Raw genomic sequence first — 21038 nt, 5'->3', positions numbered from 1 at the left:
AAGAATCAAACAATGCCGGACATCACACATCCGGCATTGAATGGTCGTAACAGTAAAGCAAACTATTGTTTTCTGTACAATGGATCTGGACACGCAGTACCTGCTGCATTTAAGCGATACAAGTTTTGACTCCCTTCTTGACATTGTTGGGTGTTGAAGATAGTACTACATACGGTAGACGATTCTTCACAAGAATTTGGAAGTACGCCAATCATATCTACAGTTAACAATTCTTCTTTCGGAGCTTCAGTAAAAGCAAACGCTCCAAAAACGGCCAATAAAACAGTTACCATCGGTAAAACTGATTTCAAAATGATTTTTTTCATAATACTAAAAATTAAAATTATTGATCTACTCTTTTTCAGGTTTTCGATCGTTTCCCTGACACTGCAGTATAAGTTGACATTCAGAAATTAGAATGGTGATTGTAAGGTATAAAGGCTTAAATACGGTCCGCTGACAGCTGCCAGTCTGCCATTTTCTATAGAAAAACTACTCATAGGATGTTGATTTTGATGCGGCAAATAAAAACTAAAAAAATAGTGCCCTGAAGAAATAGAATAAACATCAATAATCGATGCGCTATCCCAATTATCCTTGGGCTCATAATTCCCTATAATACCACTTTGAATAAAAATGAAACTGCCAAACGTTGCACTATTTTTATTAACAGTAAGAGGCTGTTCTGCTAATACCGTTCTTTTTTGTTTTGATAAGGTAACGGGTTTAACTTGCGCAATTGCCGTTTGATCAATAGTCTTAAATTTAGAATGGCGCTCAAAATTAGAAGCAATAACTAAAAACTCATTTCTATAAAAATAAGGGTACACCAGCTGATCTGCAGATGCATTATACAGCAATAGACCATCGGTGTCAAAAACCCCATCTTTTTGTCTTTCTAAAATAGTGGAATATAGGGATACTCTAACGGAATCTTTGGTAGTAATGAGACCTAAAATATTTTCAAAAGAAGTACTGCTCAATGCTTTTATAGCAATGCTTGTAGAATCCACAGCCACCATATGAGTAAAATAAGCAGCTTTATACAACCATTGACTCGCTTCCCAATCAGAAGTTTTCCCCCTAAAAACTACTGCTGTTATACCGTCATAAAAATAAAAATAAGGTGCCGCTACAACTAACCGCAAAGAGCGAAATTTTAAATTACTTTTAGGGAGCTGGATGACGTAATTTTCTTTTTTGTAAGTATGTACATCTACCACCATAACCGATAAAGGAGCAGTTACATTTCCAAGATAGATTTTGCCATCTTGAAATCCTGCGATATAATAGGAATTGTATTTTAAATCAATTTGTTTTTCTAATAAAATAGGATGATGCGGATAATGTCTAATAAATTGCTGGACAGCAACATCTTCTCTGTTAGTAGTTATATATTGAAAAAGGACTAGTCCACTACAAATAAAAAAAAGAAAGGATAGCAGCTTCAGTTGTAAAGGCATACTAATGTTTTGTCGTACAATGTATAATCGTATAGCAAGCACAGCGAAAACCAAAAAAACAAGATTGAATAGAAGATGCTCTTTCCAGCCCATTTTCTGTAATATACCTCCACAAGAGCAAGGTATGTAATCGCTATACGTCAAAAGAATAAAAAGATAAGTTGAAAACAAAGACATCAAAGCAAAAGCTCCATATAAGCCAACTAATCTAGTTTTGTGAAAAAGTAACAATACAGCTAAAATCAGCTCTAGGATAGGAACTCCATAAGAAATAAGTGGTACATAAGAACGTAACATAGGCGACTGCCCCACCTGCACCTGAAAATTCTCAAAATCCAACAATTTGCTAACGGCTGCATAAACAAACAGCATGATATAGAGCAAACAAATAAGCTCCAGCACTACTTTTTTGAACTGATTATTTACTTTCATCACTTATTGTCTTTAATTAAACACCGTAAAGTTCTGAATTACAAAACAATAACACTTGTCTTTTCGGGAGCAAAAAGAGGCAAAAACGGAGAAAGTGAAGACTGACTAACCTAAATCGCTGGATAAAAAAGGAAAATTGGTTTCATTTCGTTTCAATTCATAAGGAGAAATGCCAAACCGTTTTTTAAACGATTTTGAAAAATTCGGGTAATTAGAAAAACCATTCATAATAGCAATGTTTTTCAAAGGAATAGCAGTATGTTCGATCATAAAATAAGCCCTTTTCAAACGTTCCTCATTATAAAACTGATAAATGCTAGTCTTAAAAAAATAACGAAAACCAGCTTTCAATTTATGCTCATTCGTACCAAATTGGCGAGAAAGTTCTTTTAAGGAAGGAAGTGGTTCATTAAGATGAGCTAAAATATAATCATACAACTTTTGAATCAATAGCGCATCCGCCTTTCTAGTCTTAAGAGAAGGATCAGCATCATAGTCATAAGCCAAAGGACTATAAGAATCTTGGCGTACGGGAGTAACCAAATTCAATATAATTTCCGAACGATGAACTAACCAGCCAATACTGCAAGAAACAGAAACCAACAAACCAGCTTTAGTAGTAAAATCCAGGGCAACCGGCATAGGCGATGAAATAGAAGCAGCACGCACATGTTCAACTCGTTCCAAAGAAGAGGGGCTAAGAATACAGCCTAAAGGTTGGTAAAGCAATTCAGATTCCGAATACCCTAAAAAAGAAGTGACTTCAGGTGTAAAACTTTGAATAAACAAAACAGCATCCAAAACAAAAGTAGTTTGCGAAACAAAAGAATACGAATGATGCGTATTAACATAGCCCTTATGAAAAATAGACTCCTTCATTTCTTCAGCAACCATGTTAATCAAAACAACAAGCGTTTCCAATTCGTCATCATACGAACTCAAAGGAATACGGCTATTAAAATTACCACGAGCCATTTCAAACAACATCTGGTGCATGCTAACAATGCGCTCTTGGTTATGCAACCTCTCCATAACTTAAAATAAATTCAATAAAACGAAGCACTAAGTACTCTCCAATCACTAATTACTAATCACTAATTACTAATTACTACTAGCTATAAAAACCCCTTCAAATAAACCAACGCATCTGCTTCTTTAGTAAAAACCTGAGTAGGTACAGCAGGTTTACTAATCTCCAAGTAAAAAGTACTAATCGTCATCAATACTTTTTCATGAACGAGCAAACCAACGGCACTGGTCAAAATTGACCCTGATTGAGCTAAATAATCTCTGCCACACTTTTCAGTACCAACAATACCACGGGTATCGCACAAAATAGGAAAAGAACGCTCATTTTGAAATCGAATCCTGTCATTCACAACACATTGAGCAACCTTCAAGTCAATAGTCAAGTTAGCTTTATATTCAAAGTAGAGAATACCATCTGCAATCCAAAATCGCGAATAGTCATTCTCATAAAAGTCATGAGCTGCAATCATCTTTTATGAATTTAGTAGGTTTATTTAACAAAAATATAAACATTTCATAACACAGCGATTGTCAATTCGGGATTATTTGTTGTGTTTTGAGTGTTTTTAGTATTTCGTTGTCAATTCGGGAATTTGACTTGTCAAATTGGGAGTATTGAATTGGGAGATGAAAAAACTTTCATTTTTTATAGTGAATTTTAAATCTCAATTATAAAAAGCTGAAACGATTCTTTATAAAAATCCTATCTAACCAACAAACAAATGGCGAAAATTAAACACAACAATTTCATCGATACCGTTGATGAAGTTTTATCAGGAGCAAAAAAGGAAGGCATTTTACATCTCTATGCAGAAGATAAAAAACTAACAGGCAGAACCATTCAAATCAAAGGAAAAGAAATGTATCATTTTGGAACGACTGGCTATCTAGGCTTGGAACAAGATGATAGAATTAAAGAAGCGGCCATTCAGGCTATAAGGGATTACGGCACACAATTTCCACTATCAAAATCATACATTTCGCATCCGCTTTATAGTGAATTAGAAGACAAAATAGAACAGATGTACGGCATTCCACCGATAATTACCAAAAACAGTACACTGGGTCATTTGGCTATTATTCCAACATTATTGAGAGACGAAGATGCAGTAATTATGGATCATCAAGTGCATTGGAGCGTGCAAAATGCTTGTCAATTACTCAAACTAAGAGGAATTCCAGTAGAAATGATAAGACACAACAACCTCAACATGTTAGAAGAAAAAATAAAACAACTATCTTCTAAATGCAATAAAATCTGGTACATGGCAGACGGTGTGTATTCCATGTTTGGGGACTATGCCCCTATTTCGGAATTAATGGAATTGACAAAAAAATACAGTCAATTGTATCTCTATTTTGATGATGTACACGGCATGAGTTGGAAAGGTAAAAACGGAACAGGATTCGTTTTTGACACCATCAAAGAACTTCCAGAAAATATTGTAGTAGTCGGAACATTAAGCAAAACCTTCGGAGCCAGTGGAGCTACAGTATTCTGCAAAAACCAAAAACTCCGTAACAAGATTAAAAACTTTGGTGGCCCCTTAACCTTTTCTGCCCAATTAGAACCAGCCTCCGTTGGAGCGGCAATTGCTTCAGTAAAAATACATTTATCTGCTGAAATTACAATCCGTCAACAAGAATTGGCGGATAAAATTGCGTATTTCAATCAATTGCTAGCAGTAGAAAATCTTCCTATAATTTCCACAAACGATTCCCCTGTTTTCTTCTTAGGCATGGGAACACCAGTTTCAGCTTACAATTTTGTCCATCGTTTGTTTAAAGAAGGTTTCTTTCTCAATTTAGGGATTTACCCAGCTGTTCCAATTAAAAATACTGGAATTAGGATTACTCTGTCAAGCCACAATCACAAACAAGACGTTAAAGAACTGGCAGAGGCAATAAAATACCATTATCCAAAAGCATTAGAGGAAACAAACAATAGTGATACAAAAGTGAGGAAGGCTTTCGGATTAAGTTGTGAGGATTCGCTACCTGTAAATAGATTGAGCAGCGATGAATTAACAATAGAAGAAAAAAGCACAATAAAAGATATTTTTAAATCAGATTGGGATAGTTTGATGGGCAAGAACAACATCTTTGATTGGGACGGTTTGCTGTATTTAGAAACAGCATTCAAAAACAACCCTGACCAAAACAACAATTGGGAATTCTTCTATTATACAATTAAAGATAAAAACGGCAAAATCCTGCTAATGACATTTGGCACCCATAGTTTATGGAAGGATGATATGTTAGCCACAGAATCAGTTTCCAAACAACTGGAAGAAATCAGAAAAACAAATCCATTGCACCTAACGTCTAAAGTAGTAAGCTTGGGTTGTCTTTTCACGGAAGGAAAACATTGTTACATCAATCAAGGGGACGAATCAGCAGAAAAGGCAGTCAAATTACTATTGGATAAATTAGAAGAAAAATACAATGATTTAAAAGCAGATATGCTGGTTTTAAGAGATTTTGAAGAGAAAAACAATTGGAACAAAATAATTCAAGAACAAGGATATTTCAAAATCAACATGCCAGAATCCTGTGTATTTAAAGGAGAAAAATGGCTAGAATATGATGATTTTTCAAAAGTATTATCGCCTCGTTCCCGAAAGCATTTCAATAAGGAAATTATACCATTTGAAAAATACTATCAGGTAGAAATTAAAGATAGCCTGAGCGACTTAGAAACGGAAATCGTATACCAACTGTATGTTAATGTAAAAAATAACAATTATGCAATCAATACATTTCAATACACCAAATCCGTTTTTGAGGATATGAATACGTGTCCAAATTGGGAATTCATTCTATTATACTTAAACACAGAAGAGGATAATCCTTTAGTAGGTGTAATGTTTTGCTACAAAAACCAAAACCACACCTACGTACCAGAACTAATTGGAATGGAGTATAAATGGGCAAAAGAATTCAATTTATACCGACAACTATTATTTCAAACCATCAAAAGAGCAAACGACCTCAACTTTCCACAAGTCGATTTTGGAATTTCAGCTTCTTTCGAAAAAAGAAAACTAGGTGCTGAAATTATTCCTAAAATAGCCTATATCCAGGCTCGTGATAACTATACCATGGAAGTGATGAATACGATTCAAAACGACTATAAGTCTATATCGTAGAATATTTTTAACCTATTTGTAACTAATTTTTTTTATGATGTTTAAAAAGACAATTGAATCATTTAATACAAATTGTAACGAAATTTTAGAATCAAGTGATACAATGCTCAATAAAGCCAGTAAAGGAATCATATTGTGTAATCAAACATTATCCAGTTTTAAAGAGATAGTGGACAAACGGGATTTTAATACGGTTCCGGAAGAGATTGATTTCTTTAAAAATAATAAGCCAATTCCAATGAGTTTATTGATTTTCTTTACCGAAGTTCGGTCTTGCGAATTGAGAATGCCTAAAGCTGGAACAACCTATAAAGTAGAATTTCTACAAAAAGAACTACGTAAAATAAACAAATTCTTTTATAAAAATGCCGACTTTGTACATTATATGGAACAGGGATATAGTTATTTAGATCATCAGTTCTTTACCAGAAACCATCGAAATAATTTCCCATTCACCCCAATGACAGATTATTATCAGTTTCCAGAATTTTCAACAGCACAAGACATGCTTTGGGCAAAAGTTAAGGCAATGTATCGTTTTATACATTACATCCGTCAAGCCTTAAAACGCTTGAAAGTAGATGATGCCGACATTTTTGAAGAAAAGAAACACAAGGTAATCGTCTGGACAGGACCAAAAACAGCATTGACTGAGTTGATTTATGCCTTATTCTCTAATGGAGCAATCAATCATGGAGCAGCAGATATAAATTTAATCACTTCATCATTTGAAGATTTTTTCAATATAAAATTGGATAATGTGTATAAGACATACACCGAAATAAAGGCACGTAAAAGCAGTAAAACCAAATTCTTGGAAGAGTTAACACTTAACCTTCAGCAAAAAATGGCGAGAGAGGATATAGAGTAATGGCAGTACTACGAAAACAGGAAGCAGTAAACCCTAATAAAACAAGGGGTTTACTGCTTTTTTTTTATGGCTAATAAACTACTACAATTGTGCATAACATCATTTCTTTTCCAGAATAAAAATCAAATTATAACAAATCAAAATAAGGGAGTCAGCAACTACGGGACTTACTTAAATTTTGATGTTAAATTTTATCGGTACTACGAAACGTATTGGGATAAAATCCAATAAAATAGAAGGTATTTTGTAATCGTAAAACAATTAATACCAATTAAAATCAAATCCTATGACACTAGAAATCCTAACAAAAGAAGACCTTCAAGAATTCAAAAACGAACTTCTGGCAGATATCAAAAAAATGGTAAAAGCGGAAGATAACGCAACTTCAAAAAAATGGCTCAAATCAAAAGAAGTCATCAAGCTATTGAACATCTCCCCCGGAACCCTCCAAAACCTCCGCATCAATGGAACATTAACCTACACCAAAATCGGCGGCACCCTCTACTACGACAATGCCGACATCGATAAACTCCTAAACACCAACAAAACAAACGCAATACCAACGCTTTTCAAGTAATTCCCCTCCTCTGGAGGGGTCGAAGGACGGGATGGTTTATCATACTGAGCCTGCCGAAGTATCTCCCTGCAAAGCAGGTCAACTCTTGAACGCAGTTCAAGCAAGACTAATCACTACTCACTAGTTACTATTCACTAAGGACTATTCACTAATCACTAGCAAAATGAACTACATAAAACACCTAACCGGCTTCTTCGAAAAAGTAGTCCTCGACAAAGCCCTAAACCCAACCCATGTAAGCCTATATATGGCATTGTTCCAATTCTGGAACTGCAACCGCTTCAAAAACCCCATCAGCATCAATCGCGATGAGGTAATGCGAATCAGTAAAATCAGTTCCAAAGCCACCTATCACAAATGCCTGAAAAACTTGCACAGTTTGGGTTATATCAACTACGAGCCATCCTACAATCCATTCAAGGGGAGCCATGTTATTTTATTCAATTTTTCCGAAGATCTAAAACCAGCCCAAAAAAGTGAGAGAAAACTAAAAAATGAACCGCTTATTGAATCGGTTTCAGAACAAGCGCTGAACAAGTCTTGTACCAGTTGTGAAACAGGTACTGAACAAGCAGTAGTACCTTCTATAAACTATATAAACAATACAAACATTTTAAACGATAAAAACGTTGCAAACTTGAACGAGCAAGCAAAAAAATTTGAAGAAATAAATAATTCTACTTTAAAAAATAAAACCGAAGAAGAAAAAGAAAAAAAGTTCCGCGAAAAAAAGAAAAGTTTTTTTGTCACTTCGAGCGTAGTCGAGAAGCCAACAATAGAAAGTGTCAAAATCTATTTCCAAGACAACAACTTCCCGGAACTCGAAGCACAAAAATTCTTCAATTATTTCTCCAGTGTCGGTTGGCTAGTCGGTGGCAAAACTCCGATGATCAATTGGCAAGCAGCAGCACAAAATTGGATAATAAACAGCGTAAATTTCAACCACAACACCGATACAACACCAGCAAACTACCGCCAAAACCTCAACGCAACAACAGACAAAAATTATGCAGAACCTTTGTGATTTTAGCGACATAGAGTTTGGAAGCGAGTGTCAAATATTCGCAGAATTCGTAAAATGAAAAGCTGTTTGAGCGAAGCGAGTTCTTTTCATTTAGAATTCAAGAATTAATTTGACCGCTGAAAACTCAAGTCTTGACTTTTTGTTTCTTTTGGGTCAAGCCAAAAGAAAATTTAAAACTGAAAAACATGAAATCTTAATAAAGTTCTCGTATGGAAATAAAATCCCACTACAGCTACCCCGAAGTAATCAATTGGCTCGAAAAAAAAGGCATCGAACTCTACGGCAATCACTTCAAAATAGTAGAAACCGATTACCCAATAGTTTACAAACTAATCGCCTATTTCCTAAGAGATGAACCAACATGTTTTCAATATGGAATAAACCTCGACAAAGGAATATTAATATCCGGTCCAATTGGCTGTGGCAAAACATCATTAATGAACCTAATGAAATACCTAACAGCAATCGAACATAAGTTCTTCGTAAAGCCCTGTCGAGACATCAGCTTTGAGTTCATCCAAGACGGCTACCAAATCATCCACAAATACAGTATCGGCAAACTCTACCACTCCGAACCAAGAACCTATTGCTTCGACGATTTAGGCACAGAAAACAACCTAAAGTACTTCGGAAACGAATGTAATGTCATGGCAGAAATAATCCTGTCAAGATATGATCTATTTATCTCCAGAAAAGTAAAAACCCATATAACAACCAATCTATCAGCATCAGAAATAGAAACCATGTACGGCAATCGAGTACGCTCCAGATTCCGAGCCATGCTAAACCTCATCGCTTTCGACAAAACCACACAAGACAAACGCTAACTGTCATTGCGAGGAACGAAGCAATCTCTCATCAGTGCAAGTATATCCATATTTAATCGAATAGCACCTAGAAAATTCCAAATCAACGAACAAACAAATTAACGCATCAACATATAAACACATGAGAAAAATAAACACCTTCTGGAACTGGTTCCAAGACAACAACCAAACCATCAAAAACCTTAGCAGCGAAAATCCAAAAAACCAAAAACACATCTGCTTTTGGCTAAATCGGCATCTAGGCTTTTACTGCAAAGAACTAGACTTTATCATAGTCCTACCAAAAGAAGAAAAACAAAAAGCAGAACTCATCATTACAGCAAACGGAAATCCGGAATATTTCGAACAAGTAGTACAATTAGTAAACAATGCACCTGTTTTAAGAAATTGGAAATTTACAGCATTCATCCAACCCACAGAAAACATAGAAAAAATTATAGAAGGATTAGACGAACCCTATGTATTTCCAGAAATAACAATCAAAACTAGCGAAATCAAATTCCAACCACTCAACTATGACGAAGAATCAAAAAAATTAGATATTATTATTTACTTAAAAAACTATAATATACATTGCTGCACCAAAACATGGCAACAAGCCATTTACATAATCCTCCAAGATGTATTAGGAGAAAAATCACCACACCAAAACATCAATTTTGTGCAGCTGGCAAAAATGTCAAAACAAGTTGAAGAATTGATTGAACTATATGAATTGCAGTTTTACATAGATGAAATAAACAAAAAATAACTTTCGGCAATAAACCCAATTTACTGCCAAAAGCTAACTAATATTCTATTTCGTAAAACACTACAAATTCTGTAGTAAATCGCAAATGAAATACATAAAATTTTGTCCCAATTATTTACCAAATTTGGGACAAAATAAAACAATAAGAATTATTAAATTAAAAGCAAATAGTTGTATTTCATAGTTGCGTTATGAGTTTTAAAATCAAAATACAACTATGAAATAAGAGTAATAAACAATTAAAATCATATAACATATCGCAATATGAAATATTTGCATCAATTATTAATTAAAACTTGATATGAAATCCCAAACAACTTTAATCACGCTAAACACTTATTTTACAACGTTTTTAAATAATTAAATTACGATTTAATAAAATAATATTACGTTTTTATGTTTTTGTATTACACTTTTAATTATATTTGTATCACAAAACCCAAATAAATTTACGTCAATGTATACTGAACTAATAAAAATAATTGAAGGTGGATTGAATAATGATCATAAAAAGGTGATTAATTACTCCAATCATTTAGCAAAAAAATTGAGAGATGATGGAGATAGTAAATTAGCAGACAAAATTTTGAAAACAATTCAAGGAGCTAAAGGCATGCCGGTTTTTAAAGACCAATTATTTGATGCGCCTGTAGATAATGACACAAGGCTAAATATTGCAGATATCATATTGCCTCAAGATATAAAGTTTGACATAATGGTTTCTGAGGGCATTGTTGAGCCAATAAACAATTTTATTTCTTTAGTGAACTCCAAAAATGAGATAAAAAGTAAAGGTTTAGATATTAATCTATCTCTTTTACTTTATGGTCCTCCAGGTTGCGGAAAGACAACATTAGCCAAACATATTGCTAAAGAGCTAGATATTCCAATTGTTGTAGCGCGTTTTGATTCTTTAATTTCTTCCCTATTAGGTAATACCGCTAAAAACATTAGGAAATTATTTGATTATGCAAAAAGCAAACCTTGTATTCTGTTTTTAGATGAGTTTGACGCTATAGCAAAAGCGAGAGACGATAATCAAGAAACCGGAGAATTAAAAAGGGTAATTAATAGTCTTTTACAAAATATAGATGAATTCTTAGAAACAGGGATATTGATTGCAGCAACTAATCACGAACAATTGCTAGATAGTGCAATTTGGAGAAGATTTGAAAAAGTCGTAAATGTTAACAAACCAAATTCTGATGAAATAAAAAATCTTGTAGAGAACTATTTTGATAAAATTGGTTCTGATTTAGCGACAGATGACAAAAAGTTTGAAATGGTTAAAACCTATATGAGCAATTTATCACATTCTGAGATTATTAAAATCATTAATAGTGCATATTATAATTCAATCATAAAAAAATCAGTTTTTGAATATGAAGATATCTTTTCTGAATATTTTAAATACAAAAACAACAACAGATTTCTTCCAGAGGAAATGATTAAGTTTTTAAACGAAAGTCATATACCACAGAAACAAATAGCAAGTTATTTAGATATTTCAATAAGACAAGTTAGGAACGCTTTAAATGTAGAATAAGATGGCAAAGAAGAATTTACCAATTAAGCTTTTTCAAAAAAGGCAAAAAATTGACGACAGAAGAGTTGAAGGTGGCGGTGGAGATAATATTCCGAAATGGGAGTTGTCTGGGCAATTACTTGCTGAAAGAGCAGAAAGTTTCATCGAACCTATTAATGAATTAATTGAGGTATTTCAAAAACGTAATACTTCAAGAAGTTTTATTCCTGCTACGTTGAAAATCGATATTGATGACAATGCAATTGCTAAATCACATAGAAAAGACATTCAAAAAATTTTTAATGGTAAAGTAACCAAAAACAATATTATTGGCTTTCTTGATTCAAATAGCGCAATTGTTAAGGTTGACAGCATTGAAGAAGGTTTACAAATAAAAAACAATATAGCCAATTATCTAAAAAATCAACGTGGTATTTCTGCAATTGAATCAATAGAAGTATTCAAACCATTTATAGTAGATATTGAAGAAAACCAAGCAGTCAAAATTTCATTAATTGACTTTCTAAATTATGAAATAAACAATGCTGTCAAAACAGCTTTTGTTAAATATTGCAAAGAATTTAATATTGAAGCAAAAGAAGTAAATTATTCTCCAGGATTAATAATATTTAAAATTAAAAATGCTTCACAAGGAGTATTAGATAGTATTTCAGATTTTGAAGCTTTAGAGTCTATAACTTTTATGCCCAAATATCAAGTGGAAACAGATAGCATGGAATCTGAGAATACTATTGATATAAAAATACCAACAGAAGGTGTTGAATACCCAATCGTTGGAGTTTTAGATACAGGTGTATCTAAAAATCCATATTTAGCACCTTGGTTATTGGATGATAAATTCTCTTCATATCCTGACGATTTGATTGACCCAATGCATGGTTCATGTGTGTCTAGTATAATACTTTATGGGGATCAATTACAAGGTAAAAATTGGACAGGAAATACGGGTTGTAAAATTTTTGATGCAACAGTATTTCCTGATCAAAAGCAAGAATCAATAGATGAAGATGAATTGGTAGAAAATATTAGAGAAGCAATAAAGGAAAATAATCATATTAAAATTTGGAATTTGTCATTAGGCACTGCTGCTGAATCCGACATCAATGATTTTTCTGATTTTGGAAAGGCTTTGGACGATATTCAATTAGCAAATGATGTCATTATTTGCAAATCTACTGGGAATTGTAGAAATTTTGAAAAAGGTCATCCCAAAAGCAGAGTGGCAAGGTCAGGAGATTCAGTTCGTTCTTTAGTGATTGGTTCGGTTGCTCACTCAAAAAACACACATGATATAGCAGATATTAATCATCCATCACCATTTACAAGAATTGGTCCTGGTCCAGCAAATAGTATCAAACCTGACATAGTGTCATTTGGTGGCAATGCAGGGATGAAAGACGGTAGAAGAATTGAAAATGGAGTAAATGCTATTTCTCACAATGGTAATTCAGTAAAAATTATTGGGACTAGTTTTGCTACACCAAGAGTAACGTCATTATTATCAGAGTTAAATTTTAAAATTAATGAAACTTTCAATCCTACTCTTTTAAAAGCTTTAGCCATTCATTCTGCTAAATATCCAACAGGAATAAGTCTTCCAATTAGTGAAAGAGTGAATCAAATGGGATTTGGTATTCCTGATTCAGCTGATGAGATTATTTATAATGATCCACACGAAATAACATTGATATTGCAGGAAAACATTACTCGTGGCGAATTCATTGAAATATTAGAATTTCCTTTTCCTGAAAGTTTAGTTGATGATGACGGCTTTTTCTACGGCGAAATTAAAATCACATTAGTTGGTCAACCAGTATTGAGAGAAAAACAAGGCGCAGAATATTGTCAATCAAATTTAGAGTTAATGTTTGGCACTTATGAAAATATAAAAGAACGTGACACAACTAAAGCTAATATTCTCAATGAAATTGGTCCAGACGACACACAGAATGTTTTACTTGATTCCAATTATAAAAGCGCACATATAAAAGATACCGAGAGCGAGTATGCACGTGAAAGAGTATTGCTTAATTATGGAAAAAAATACCAACCAGTTAAGAAATACTCTGTTAATCTAAGCGAAATGAAAGATGCTAGACAACGTGATAGTTTAGCAGGAAACAGAAAATGGTACGCTAAAATTAAAGGAACTTATAGAGATTTTGCCGAAACATTAGCTATTCAAGATGGTGAAGAATTAAACCAAGATTTTACGCTTATCGTAACCATTAGAGATACAAAAGGTCAGAAGCAAGTGTATAATGAAGTGTCTCGACTTTTGGCTGAAAGAAACTTTTTACACTCAAATATTAAAATAAGAGAAGAAGTTAATATAAGAATTGAAAACGAAAAAAGAGAATAATTGAAGTTATAAATATCAAAAATTGTGTTACTTATTTAATAAATGATTTACAATGATAACAGCCATAGAACAAGCACTACAAAGATGTAATCCAGATAAATTTGCAAATTTATGTCGCCTATATCTTGCATATAGATTCCCAATAGTAAATGCTACAGGTTTTGTTGTTGGAAAAGAAAAGTCAAAAAAAGGAACACCTGATAATTTTATTGCTGAAGGGGATAATTTTATTTTTAATGAGGTTACTACAATTGATAAAAAGGCACTAGTAGCAAAGCTCAAAAAAGATGTTAAGCATTGCTTTATCCAAAAAGATATACCCATTGCCAGTATCTCTAAAATTATATTAATCTGCAACCAAGAAATTACAACAGCAATCCATAAAGAGATTTCAGATTACAAAAAAACTTTTCATAATATAGCCAGTATAGAACTGATTGGTATTGATGCTTTTGCCACAATTATTTTTCGGGATTATCCTTCTATTGCGAGAGAATTAGGACTAACTATCGACTCTGGACAAATATTAGAAATGAGTGATTTCATCATTCAATATGAAAAGTCAAAGTTTGCTACTCCATTATCCAATGCTTTTTATAATCGTAAAAATGATTTAAAGAAAGGTTTGGAACTTTTAAAGGTTTCAGATTATCTTCTAATAACAGGTCCAGCGGGAATTGGTAAATCAAAATTCTCAATAGAATTAGCATCAAAATTCAATAATGCTAATCCGGAACATATTGTAAAATATATTAGAAACAATAACCAGTTGATTTGGGAAGATCTAAAGGTTCAGCTGGTTAAAGATAAAAAGTATTTGATTGTTATTGATGACGCAAACAAGTTAAAAAGCAACTTGTCCTCTATAATTCATTTTAAGAATGAATTCGAAGATGGCTCGCTTAAGATTATATTGACAGTAAGGAATTATGTAAAAAGAGAGGTTGAAAGTGAACTTAAAAATTACGAGCAGATTGAACTGAAGAACTTCGACAAAAAAGAACTTGCCGTAATACTCCAATCTCCCGAGTTTAATATTACAAATTATTATACGGATAGAATATTTTCAATTTCGAAAGGTAACCCTAGAATTGCATTAATGGCTGCAATAGCAGGTATTAAGGATGTCCAGAAGTTAAATAAGGCCTCATATATCCTTGAAGAATATTTCTCCTCAGCTAATAAAAGTATTAAAGATGATAAGACATTACTAAGAGTAGCTGGGATATTAAGTTTATTTAGATCAATAGATGTTGCAAACACAAATCAGATTGAAGAAATATGTTCTAGGTTCGACATCCCAACACATACCTTGATTGAAAAATTATCGGCATTAGTCGAACATGAATTAGCAGATGAATTTCAATCCACCTATAAGGTTGCAGATCAAATATTAGGAGAGTATATTTTTTATCTCGTTTTTATTAAAAATAAGGACATCCCATTTATGCTATTATTAGATTTATATTTTGATGAGCATAAGATATCATTAACGAGGTTGCTTAATCCAATTGTCAGCAATTATGGCTTCAACGAAATAAAACAGCTCATTATCAATGATATAAACACAAAATGGAATTCATTAAAGCACGATAGAGAAAAAGCAATTAGATTCCTTGATAGTTTTTGGTTCTACCTGCAGACCGAGACCTTGCTATTTGTAAACGAAATAATTAATTCTCTAGAATCGATTAATGAAAATAATCTAAAATTTGAGATATATAAAGACAATCACATAAAATCGTATGACGACAAAATAATTAGCTTATTAGTGAATTTTCATAATGTTCCCGATAAATTTGAATTGGCATTAGAATTATTAATTAAATATGGTCTATCAGACCCAATAGTCTTTACCAAGGTTCTGAAGGCTTTTCAACAATCCTTCATATATGAAAGATTCAGCTATGAGCAACAATATAGTTCACAAATACAACTATTTAATTTTCTTTATTCAAAAGCAGAAACTAATCCAATACTATACTCGAAGATAATTCTCTATATAGCAGACAAATTTATAATTGACAGCTACCACTATAATGAAGGAGGTGACGGTCGTACAATTTATTTTGGTCAGATGATTGTAGTATTAACAAAAGAACAGAAAGAATTTAGAACTAAATTGTTAAATTTTATATTTAGCTGTTATCAGGATGAGAGTCTCAAAGATGCAGTATATAATTTTTTTGAACGTCATCATTACTCACATGGGCGTGAGAAGGAAAAAAGAGTTCTTGTTTTTGACAAAAATCTAATTACATCCTTTTTTATATCAAACTTCACAACAGATTCATTTAGAGAAGCCAATATTGTTAAAAAGTATCTGCGAACCTATGGCTGGTCAAAAATACGGTACAGAAAAGAAGTAAAGAAACTTCTTAAAAATAAAGATTTTGTCTTATGGTCTAGTTTAGATAAAAGATATGATAGAGAGATGCCATATCTCGAAGAATATAGAAGTTTTACTTTTGAAAACTACAATGATTTACTATCTTCAATTGAAAGAATTTCAAAATATAGCGATGGTAGCAACTCCTGCCTAGATTCAATTATCGGCCCAGTATCAGAAATAATCCTAGATTTAGGACAACGTGATTTTAATTTATTCACTGAAGTTCTATTTGAACTGATGAAGTACGATTTCGCTGGGAGATTATATTTCGGAAGGATAATTTCCAATCTGACATACGATAATGACAAAATCAATTTGTTGAAATCAGTTTTTAAGACATCACAAAACGAGAGTTATTATTTGATGGAAATGTTCACGAGAGTCCCAAAGGATTTTTTAACAGTTAATGATTATAATCATCTGCTTAAAGTGGTCTCTGAACCAGATAATAAAAACGTATGGATTTTAGATCATATGATAAGGAGAATGCCGGAAATGGATATAGAAGCAGCCATTGAAATTCCAAAAGTATTAGGCGTAATTATTTCAAAGATTGGCAAGGTTGCCTATATAAATCTGCATTGCGATTTTTTTAAGGTCATTCATGAAAATTACAGTGAAATATTTGCTGACAACCTAAATATTTTAGAAAAAATATATCTCTATTTTGATGATCAAGGTAGACACTTTGACTATGACTTGAACGTGCTCAAGATTATTTTATCCTACAATGCTAACTTCATTACCGATTTATTAAAATATAGCCTCGATGAAAAAGATTATCTGTCACGACGTGATTTTAATGATAATGATTTTAAGAAGTTGTGGGATTTGGATAACAATGTGCTCATATTCGATAATATGATCAACTACCTTGTAAATTTTAAAAGTGTTTTTGTTCACGGTGCATCAGAATTTTCAAAAGCATTTAGAGGCAATAACCATAAAGAAATTGAATTTTTACAAAACAAGATAATTACAACTCAAGATAATAAAATGATTGAATTAATATTCAACATTGTAACTACCATTTATAGAGATAAAATGCTTGATTTTCTAAAAATAATTTTAGAGAAAGGTTGTGATATAGAACTATTTAAAAGGCTTGATTTTTACACTTCAGCTGGAGTAACAATGGGAAGTAGGTTGCCAAACATACAATTTGAATTAACTCAATATGAAAAAGTTTTAAAGTTTCTAAATGATCAGAAAGATATTAAATACCTTGAATTTATTGAACTATTGGAAAGAAACATAATGTATGCGAAAATGAGTATTGAAAGGGAAAGAAAAGAAGAATTCGTTAGTGAATGGGATTAAAACAATTATATGATGAATTTACCTAACTTCTTTTTCTATTATCAACCAAATGAGAATAAAGAGAAATATACATTTAGTTTTGGTGATGATGGGATTCACTATACTTTAATGTATGTAGCTCATAAGAAAGTATTTGACTTTCATAAAAAAGACGATAAGATTAAGGATATTGATAATATATATCCCTATGAACCATTTTTTGAAATGTCATCTTTTAAATTTTTACGTTTTTTGCGAAAGAACAGTATAGTCCAAGAGTATTTAACAAAAGAATTTGTTATTAAAAACAAAATTAATATTGGAAAACTAAAGAAATATAATTGTTGGCTAATACCGTTAGAGAATAGTAATTTCAGCGAAGAAATTTATAAGAAGGAAAGAAAAGGAAGGATGCTAAAATCAAATAAAAAATTTGAATTTGGCAAAATGATAAATGAAATGGATTTTTTGCATCCTTATGAAATTAATAGAACCAATTGTAATGTTTTCAGCGTTGTTAAGTATAACAATGGTATAACAACTTTTCAAGGGTTTATTTATAAAATCAATAATCAGCTTTATTTTTGGAATAAAAAAACATTAATCTTTTTATGAAACTTTCAATTATTGCAAATTATAATCTTTTATCTCAAATCAGTTTTATTAACAAAAAAGAACTACTCAAGACTCTTTACGGCATTATCACTAGTAAGTATAAGTCTTTAAAAAATTAAGTATAATTAAATTAAATAAAAAAACATGAATATATTTTCAAAAAAATTACTTGCAACTAGTGATGAAGATTTACCAATCCATCCAATTGATATATTTCAAGGTCTTTTTCATAAAGAAGGTTACTCATATTTAAGAGGGATTCAAGAAGAAGTATTGAATTCATGGCATTCAATAAGAGATCATAGAGATGTATTATGCAAAATGAATACTGGGTCAGGCAAGACATTAGTAAGTTTACTAATGTTACATTCCAAAATGAATGAAGGTGTGGGAACTTCATTATACCTGTGCCCAGATAAACAACTATTGGAGCAGGCAAAAAAACAGGCTGAATTATATGGCATTCCCGTGTGCGAAATAAATGGGGATAATGATTTTCCTACCGATTTTCACAATTGTAAAAGTATTCTATTATGTACTTTTCAAAAATTATTTAATTCCAAATCAATTTTTAATCGTGATAAGATAAATATTGGTTCTCTTGTTATTGATGATGCACATAGTTGCCTAGATAAGGCTAGAGATACTACAACTATTAATTTGCCTAGAGGTCATAGTGCTTGTGAAAGAATAATAAAGCTATTTGAAACTGATCTTATTGACCAAGCTCCTGGAACTTACCGAAGATTATTTGATGGAGATCCATTTGCTAGCATACTAAAAGTGCCATATTGGGCTTGGATGGACAGAATAGATGAAGTAATCACACTTTTAAATGAGTTTTCTGATGATAATGAATTAAAATTTAAGTGGGGACTAATTTCAGATGATCTACTGTCGTATGATTGTTATTTAGGACCAAGAGGTATTGAAATAGCTCCAATTCATGTTCCTTATCAAAATGTGAAGTCATTTAATGAAGCTAAACATAGATACATTCTATCGGCAACATTTGAAGATCAAACAGATTTAATTAAAGATTTCGGGATTAATTCGGACAGTATTATCAATGCCTTAATTCCTAAAGATAGGAAAGACATAGGCCAGAGATTAATCCTAGCCCCGAAAAGATTTGATCCTAGTTTATTTGATACTGATATTCATAAGTTGGCAAAAGACTACGCAACAAAAGGCATCAATGTTGTTGTCTTGGTTCCTTCGTATGCAAAAGCAGAACCTTGGGTTAAAAATGGAGCAGTTATTTTAAATGAAGGAGACATTAATGAAAACATCAACAATCTAAAGTTAAAAAAAGGTGGTTTGCATATTTTAGTGAATCGGTATGATGGTGTTGACTTGAATGGTGATATGTGTAGAATATTGATTTTGGATGGTTATCCAGCGTTTACTTCTTCAAAAGAATTATATACTGAAATGAGACTAGAAAGTGTCAAAGCTTCATTAAAGGCACAAATTATTGAGCAAGGTTTAGGTAGGGGTGTGAGATCTGGTAGTGATTACTGTGCAGTTATATTAATGGGTAATGACTTACTGCAATTTTTAGGAAATAAATATAATTTGCAATACTTTACTTCAGTCACTAGAAAACAGCTTGAAATGGGGCTTTCTCTATTGGATGAAGAGGATAAAGAAAATTCACTAAAGACAATTGCAGATACAATTGATTTTTGTTTATCTCAAAATATAGATTGGAGAACTTTTCACTCACAAGGGATTTCTAAAGTTGAAGTTGAAGTTTTAAATAGTGAAAAGATAAAAAACATAAATATTGCTGAATATGAAAAAAAGGCAATTGAGTTATTTCGTTCAAGAAATTATACAAGTGCAAAAGATACCATTGTGGGAAAAATAATCGACAGTATATCGATTTCTGATAAACAAAAGGGATGGTATTTTCAATATGCTGCTCAATTATTATATTTAGAACAAAAAGTTTTAGCTAATGATTTACAAATTAGAGCATCCGCTTTAGCTTCTCATATGTTCAAAACTAAATTAGGAAATAATTATACTAAAATTAGTGTTCACGAAGAGCAATCATCAAATATCAAAAAATTTATTAGCCAATTTGATAAATCGCAGGATTTTAAAATTTATTTGGAAGAAGTTCTTAATGATTTGAAATACAGTCCAGATATTAATTCCACTAAATTTGAAAATGCATTAGCAAATTGTGGAAGAATTATAGGTTTTTATGCTCAAGAACCAGAATTTGAATATGGTAATGGACCAGATGTTTTATGGGGTATGACTGATAATCATTTTTTAATATTAGAAGCGAAATCAATGGCTATTCATACTGAAATCACTCGTGATAATATTGGACAGTTGTTGCAGTCTGGTGAATGGTTTAAAAAGCAATATGGAGAATCAACTAAACATACACTTGTAACTCTACAATCTCCAAAAGTTAAAGGTTATAATGTTAATCCAAGTGAAAATACAAAAGTGATTGATGATGTGGCTTTAAATAAAATTAGAAAAAATCTATCCCAATTTGTAAATGGAATTGTCAATATTGGAATTAATGCAATTACTCCATTAGAGATATCCAAACTTTTGGTTGCACACAATTTTACGCCACCATTATTTAGAGGGAATTATTTAAGTGATATAACTGTTAAAAAGAAATAGAACTGAAAGGTAAATCTTTAGAAAGTTCATTAATTAAAGAATTGAT

At 32.1% G+C, this 21038-nt stretch carries 15 protein-coding genes; 11 read left to right on the top strand and 4 right to left on the bottom strand.

Annotated features, from left to right (window positions below; genetic code table 11):
• Positions 1 to 62: 62 nt before the first annotated feature.
• From BXU10_RS13310 to BXU10_RS13295, 4 genes are all read right to left on the bottom strand, one after another.
• Entirely contained in the window at positions 63 to 326 is a 264-nt protein-coding gene (locus tag BXU10_RS13310; RefSeq protein WP_078227726.1) for a DUF6520 family protein, read from the bottom strand.
• Positions 327 to 413: 87 nt separating this feature from the next.
• Positions 414 to 1895: a MauE/DoxX family redox-associated membrane protein gene (locus BXU10_RS13305; protein ID WP_078227725.1), complete on the bottom strand. Its 1482-nt coding sequence runs from the start codon at positions 1893 to 1895 to the stop codon at positions 414 to 416.
• A 105-nt stretch (positions 1896 to 2000) separates the two neighbouring features.
• Positions 2001 to 2927, bottom strand: a complete 927-nt coding sequence (locus BXU10_RS13300; protein WP_078227724.1) for a helix-turn-helix domain-containing protein — start codon at positions 2925 to 2927, stop codon at positions 2001 to 2003.
• Between the two features lie 83 nt (positions 2928 to 3010).
• Entirely contained in the window at positions 3011 to 3394 is a 384-nt protein-coding gene (locus tag BXU10_RS13295; protein WP_078227723.1) for a hypothetical protein, read from the bottom strand.
• Positions 3395 to 3646: 252 nt separating this feature from the next.
• Between BXU10_RS13295 and BXU10_RS13290 the strand changes: the two genes are divergently transcribed.
• From BXU10_RS13290 to BXU10_RS13240, 11 genes are all read left to right on the top strand, one after another.
• On the top strand, positions 3647 to 6073 hold the full coding sequence (locus BXU10_RS13290) for an aminotransferase class I/II-fold pyridoxal phosphate-dependent enzyme (protein WP_078227722.1): 2427 nt from the start codon (positions 3647 to 3649) through the stop codon (positions 6071 to 6073).
• Positions 6074 to 6107: 34 nt separating this feature from the next.
• Positions 6108 to 6944, top strand: coding sequence for an RteC domain-containing protein (locus BXU10_RS13285; protein WP_317170920.1), 837 nt, complete (start codon positions 6108 to 6110; stop codon positions 6942 to 6944).
• Positions 6945 to 7230: 286 nt separating this feature from the next.
• Entirely contained in the window at positions 7231 to 7521 is a 291-nt protein-coding gene (locus BXU10_RS13280) for a helix-turn-helix domain-containing protein (protein ID WP_078227720.1), read from the top strand.
• A gap of 163 nt (positions 7522 to 7684) precedes the next feature.
• Positions 7685 to 8545: a transcriptional regulator gene (locus BXU10_RS13275; protein ID WP_078227719.1), complete on the top strand. Its 861-nt coding sequence runs from the start codon at positions 7685 to 7687 to the stop codon at positions 8543 to 8545.
• Between the two features lie 209 nt (positions 8546 to 8754).
• Complete coding sequence (locus BXU10_RS13270) at positions 8755 to 9372, top strand: ATPase (protein WP_078227718.1); 618 nt, start codon at positions 8755 to 8757, stop codon at positions 9370 to 9372.
• Between the two features lie 121 nt (positions 9373 to 9493).
• The gene (locus BXU10_RS13265) at positions 9494 to 10123 is read left to right on the top strand and encodes a hypothetical protein (RefSeq protein ID WP_078227717.1); all 630 of its coding nucleotides are present in this window, start codon (positions 9494 to 9496) and stop codon (positions 10121 to 10123) included.
• Between the two features lie 457 nt (positions 10124 to 10580).
• Positions 10581 to 11669, top strand: a complete 1089-nt coding sequence (locus BXU10_RS13260; protein ID WP_078227716.1) for an AAA family ATPase — start codon at positions 10581 to 10583, stop codon at positions 11667 to 11669.
• Between the two features lies 1 nt (position 11670).
• The gene (locus tag BXU10_RS13255; protein WP_078227715.1) at positions 11671 to 14031 is read left to right on the top strand and encodes a S8 family peptidase; all 2361 of its coding nucleotides are present in this window, start codon (positions 11671 to 11673) and stop codon (positions 14029 to 14031) included.
• A gap of 52 nt (positions 14032 to 14083) precedes the next feature.
• Positions 14084 to 17743, top strand: coding sequence for a hypothetical protein (locus BXU10_RS13250; protein WP_078227714.1), 3660 nt, complete (start codon positions 14084 to 14086; stop codon positions 17741 to 17743).
• A gap of 9 nt (positions 17744 to 17752) precedes the next feature.
• A complete protein-coding gene (locus BXU10_RS13245) occupies positions 17753 to 18337 on the top strand; it encodes a hypothetical protein (protein WP_078227713.1) in 585 nt (194 codons plus the stop codon).
• A 144-nt stretch (positions 18338 to 18481) separates the two neighbouring features.
• On the top strand, positions 18482 to 20992 hold the full coding sequence (locus BXU10_RS13240) for a DEAD/DEAH box helicase (RefSeq protein WP_078227712.1): 2511 nt from the start codon (positions 18482 to 18484) through the stop codon (positions 20990 to 20992).
• Positions 20993 to 21038: the final 46 nt, after the last annotated feature.

The organism is Flavobacterium sp. LM4 (genome assembly GCF_002017935.1).
In the GTDB taxonomy this organism is placed as follows: Bacteria; Bacteroidota; Bacteroidia; order Flavobacteriales; family Flavobacteriaceae; genus Flavobacterium; species Flavobacterium chungangense.
The sequence above is the reverse complement of the archived record's forward strand: the minus strand, read 5'-3'. Positions and strand labels throughout refer to the sequence as shown.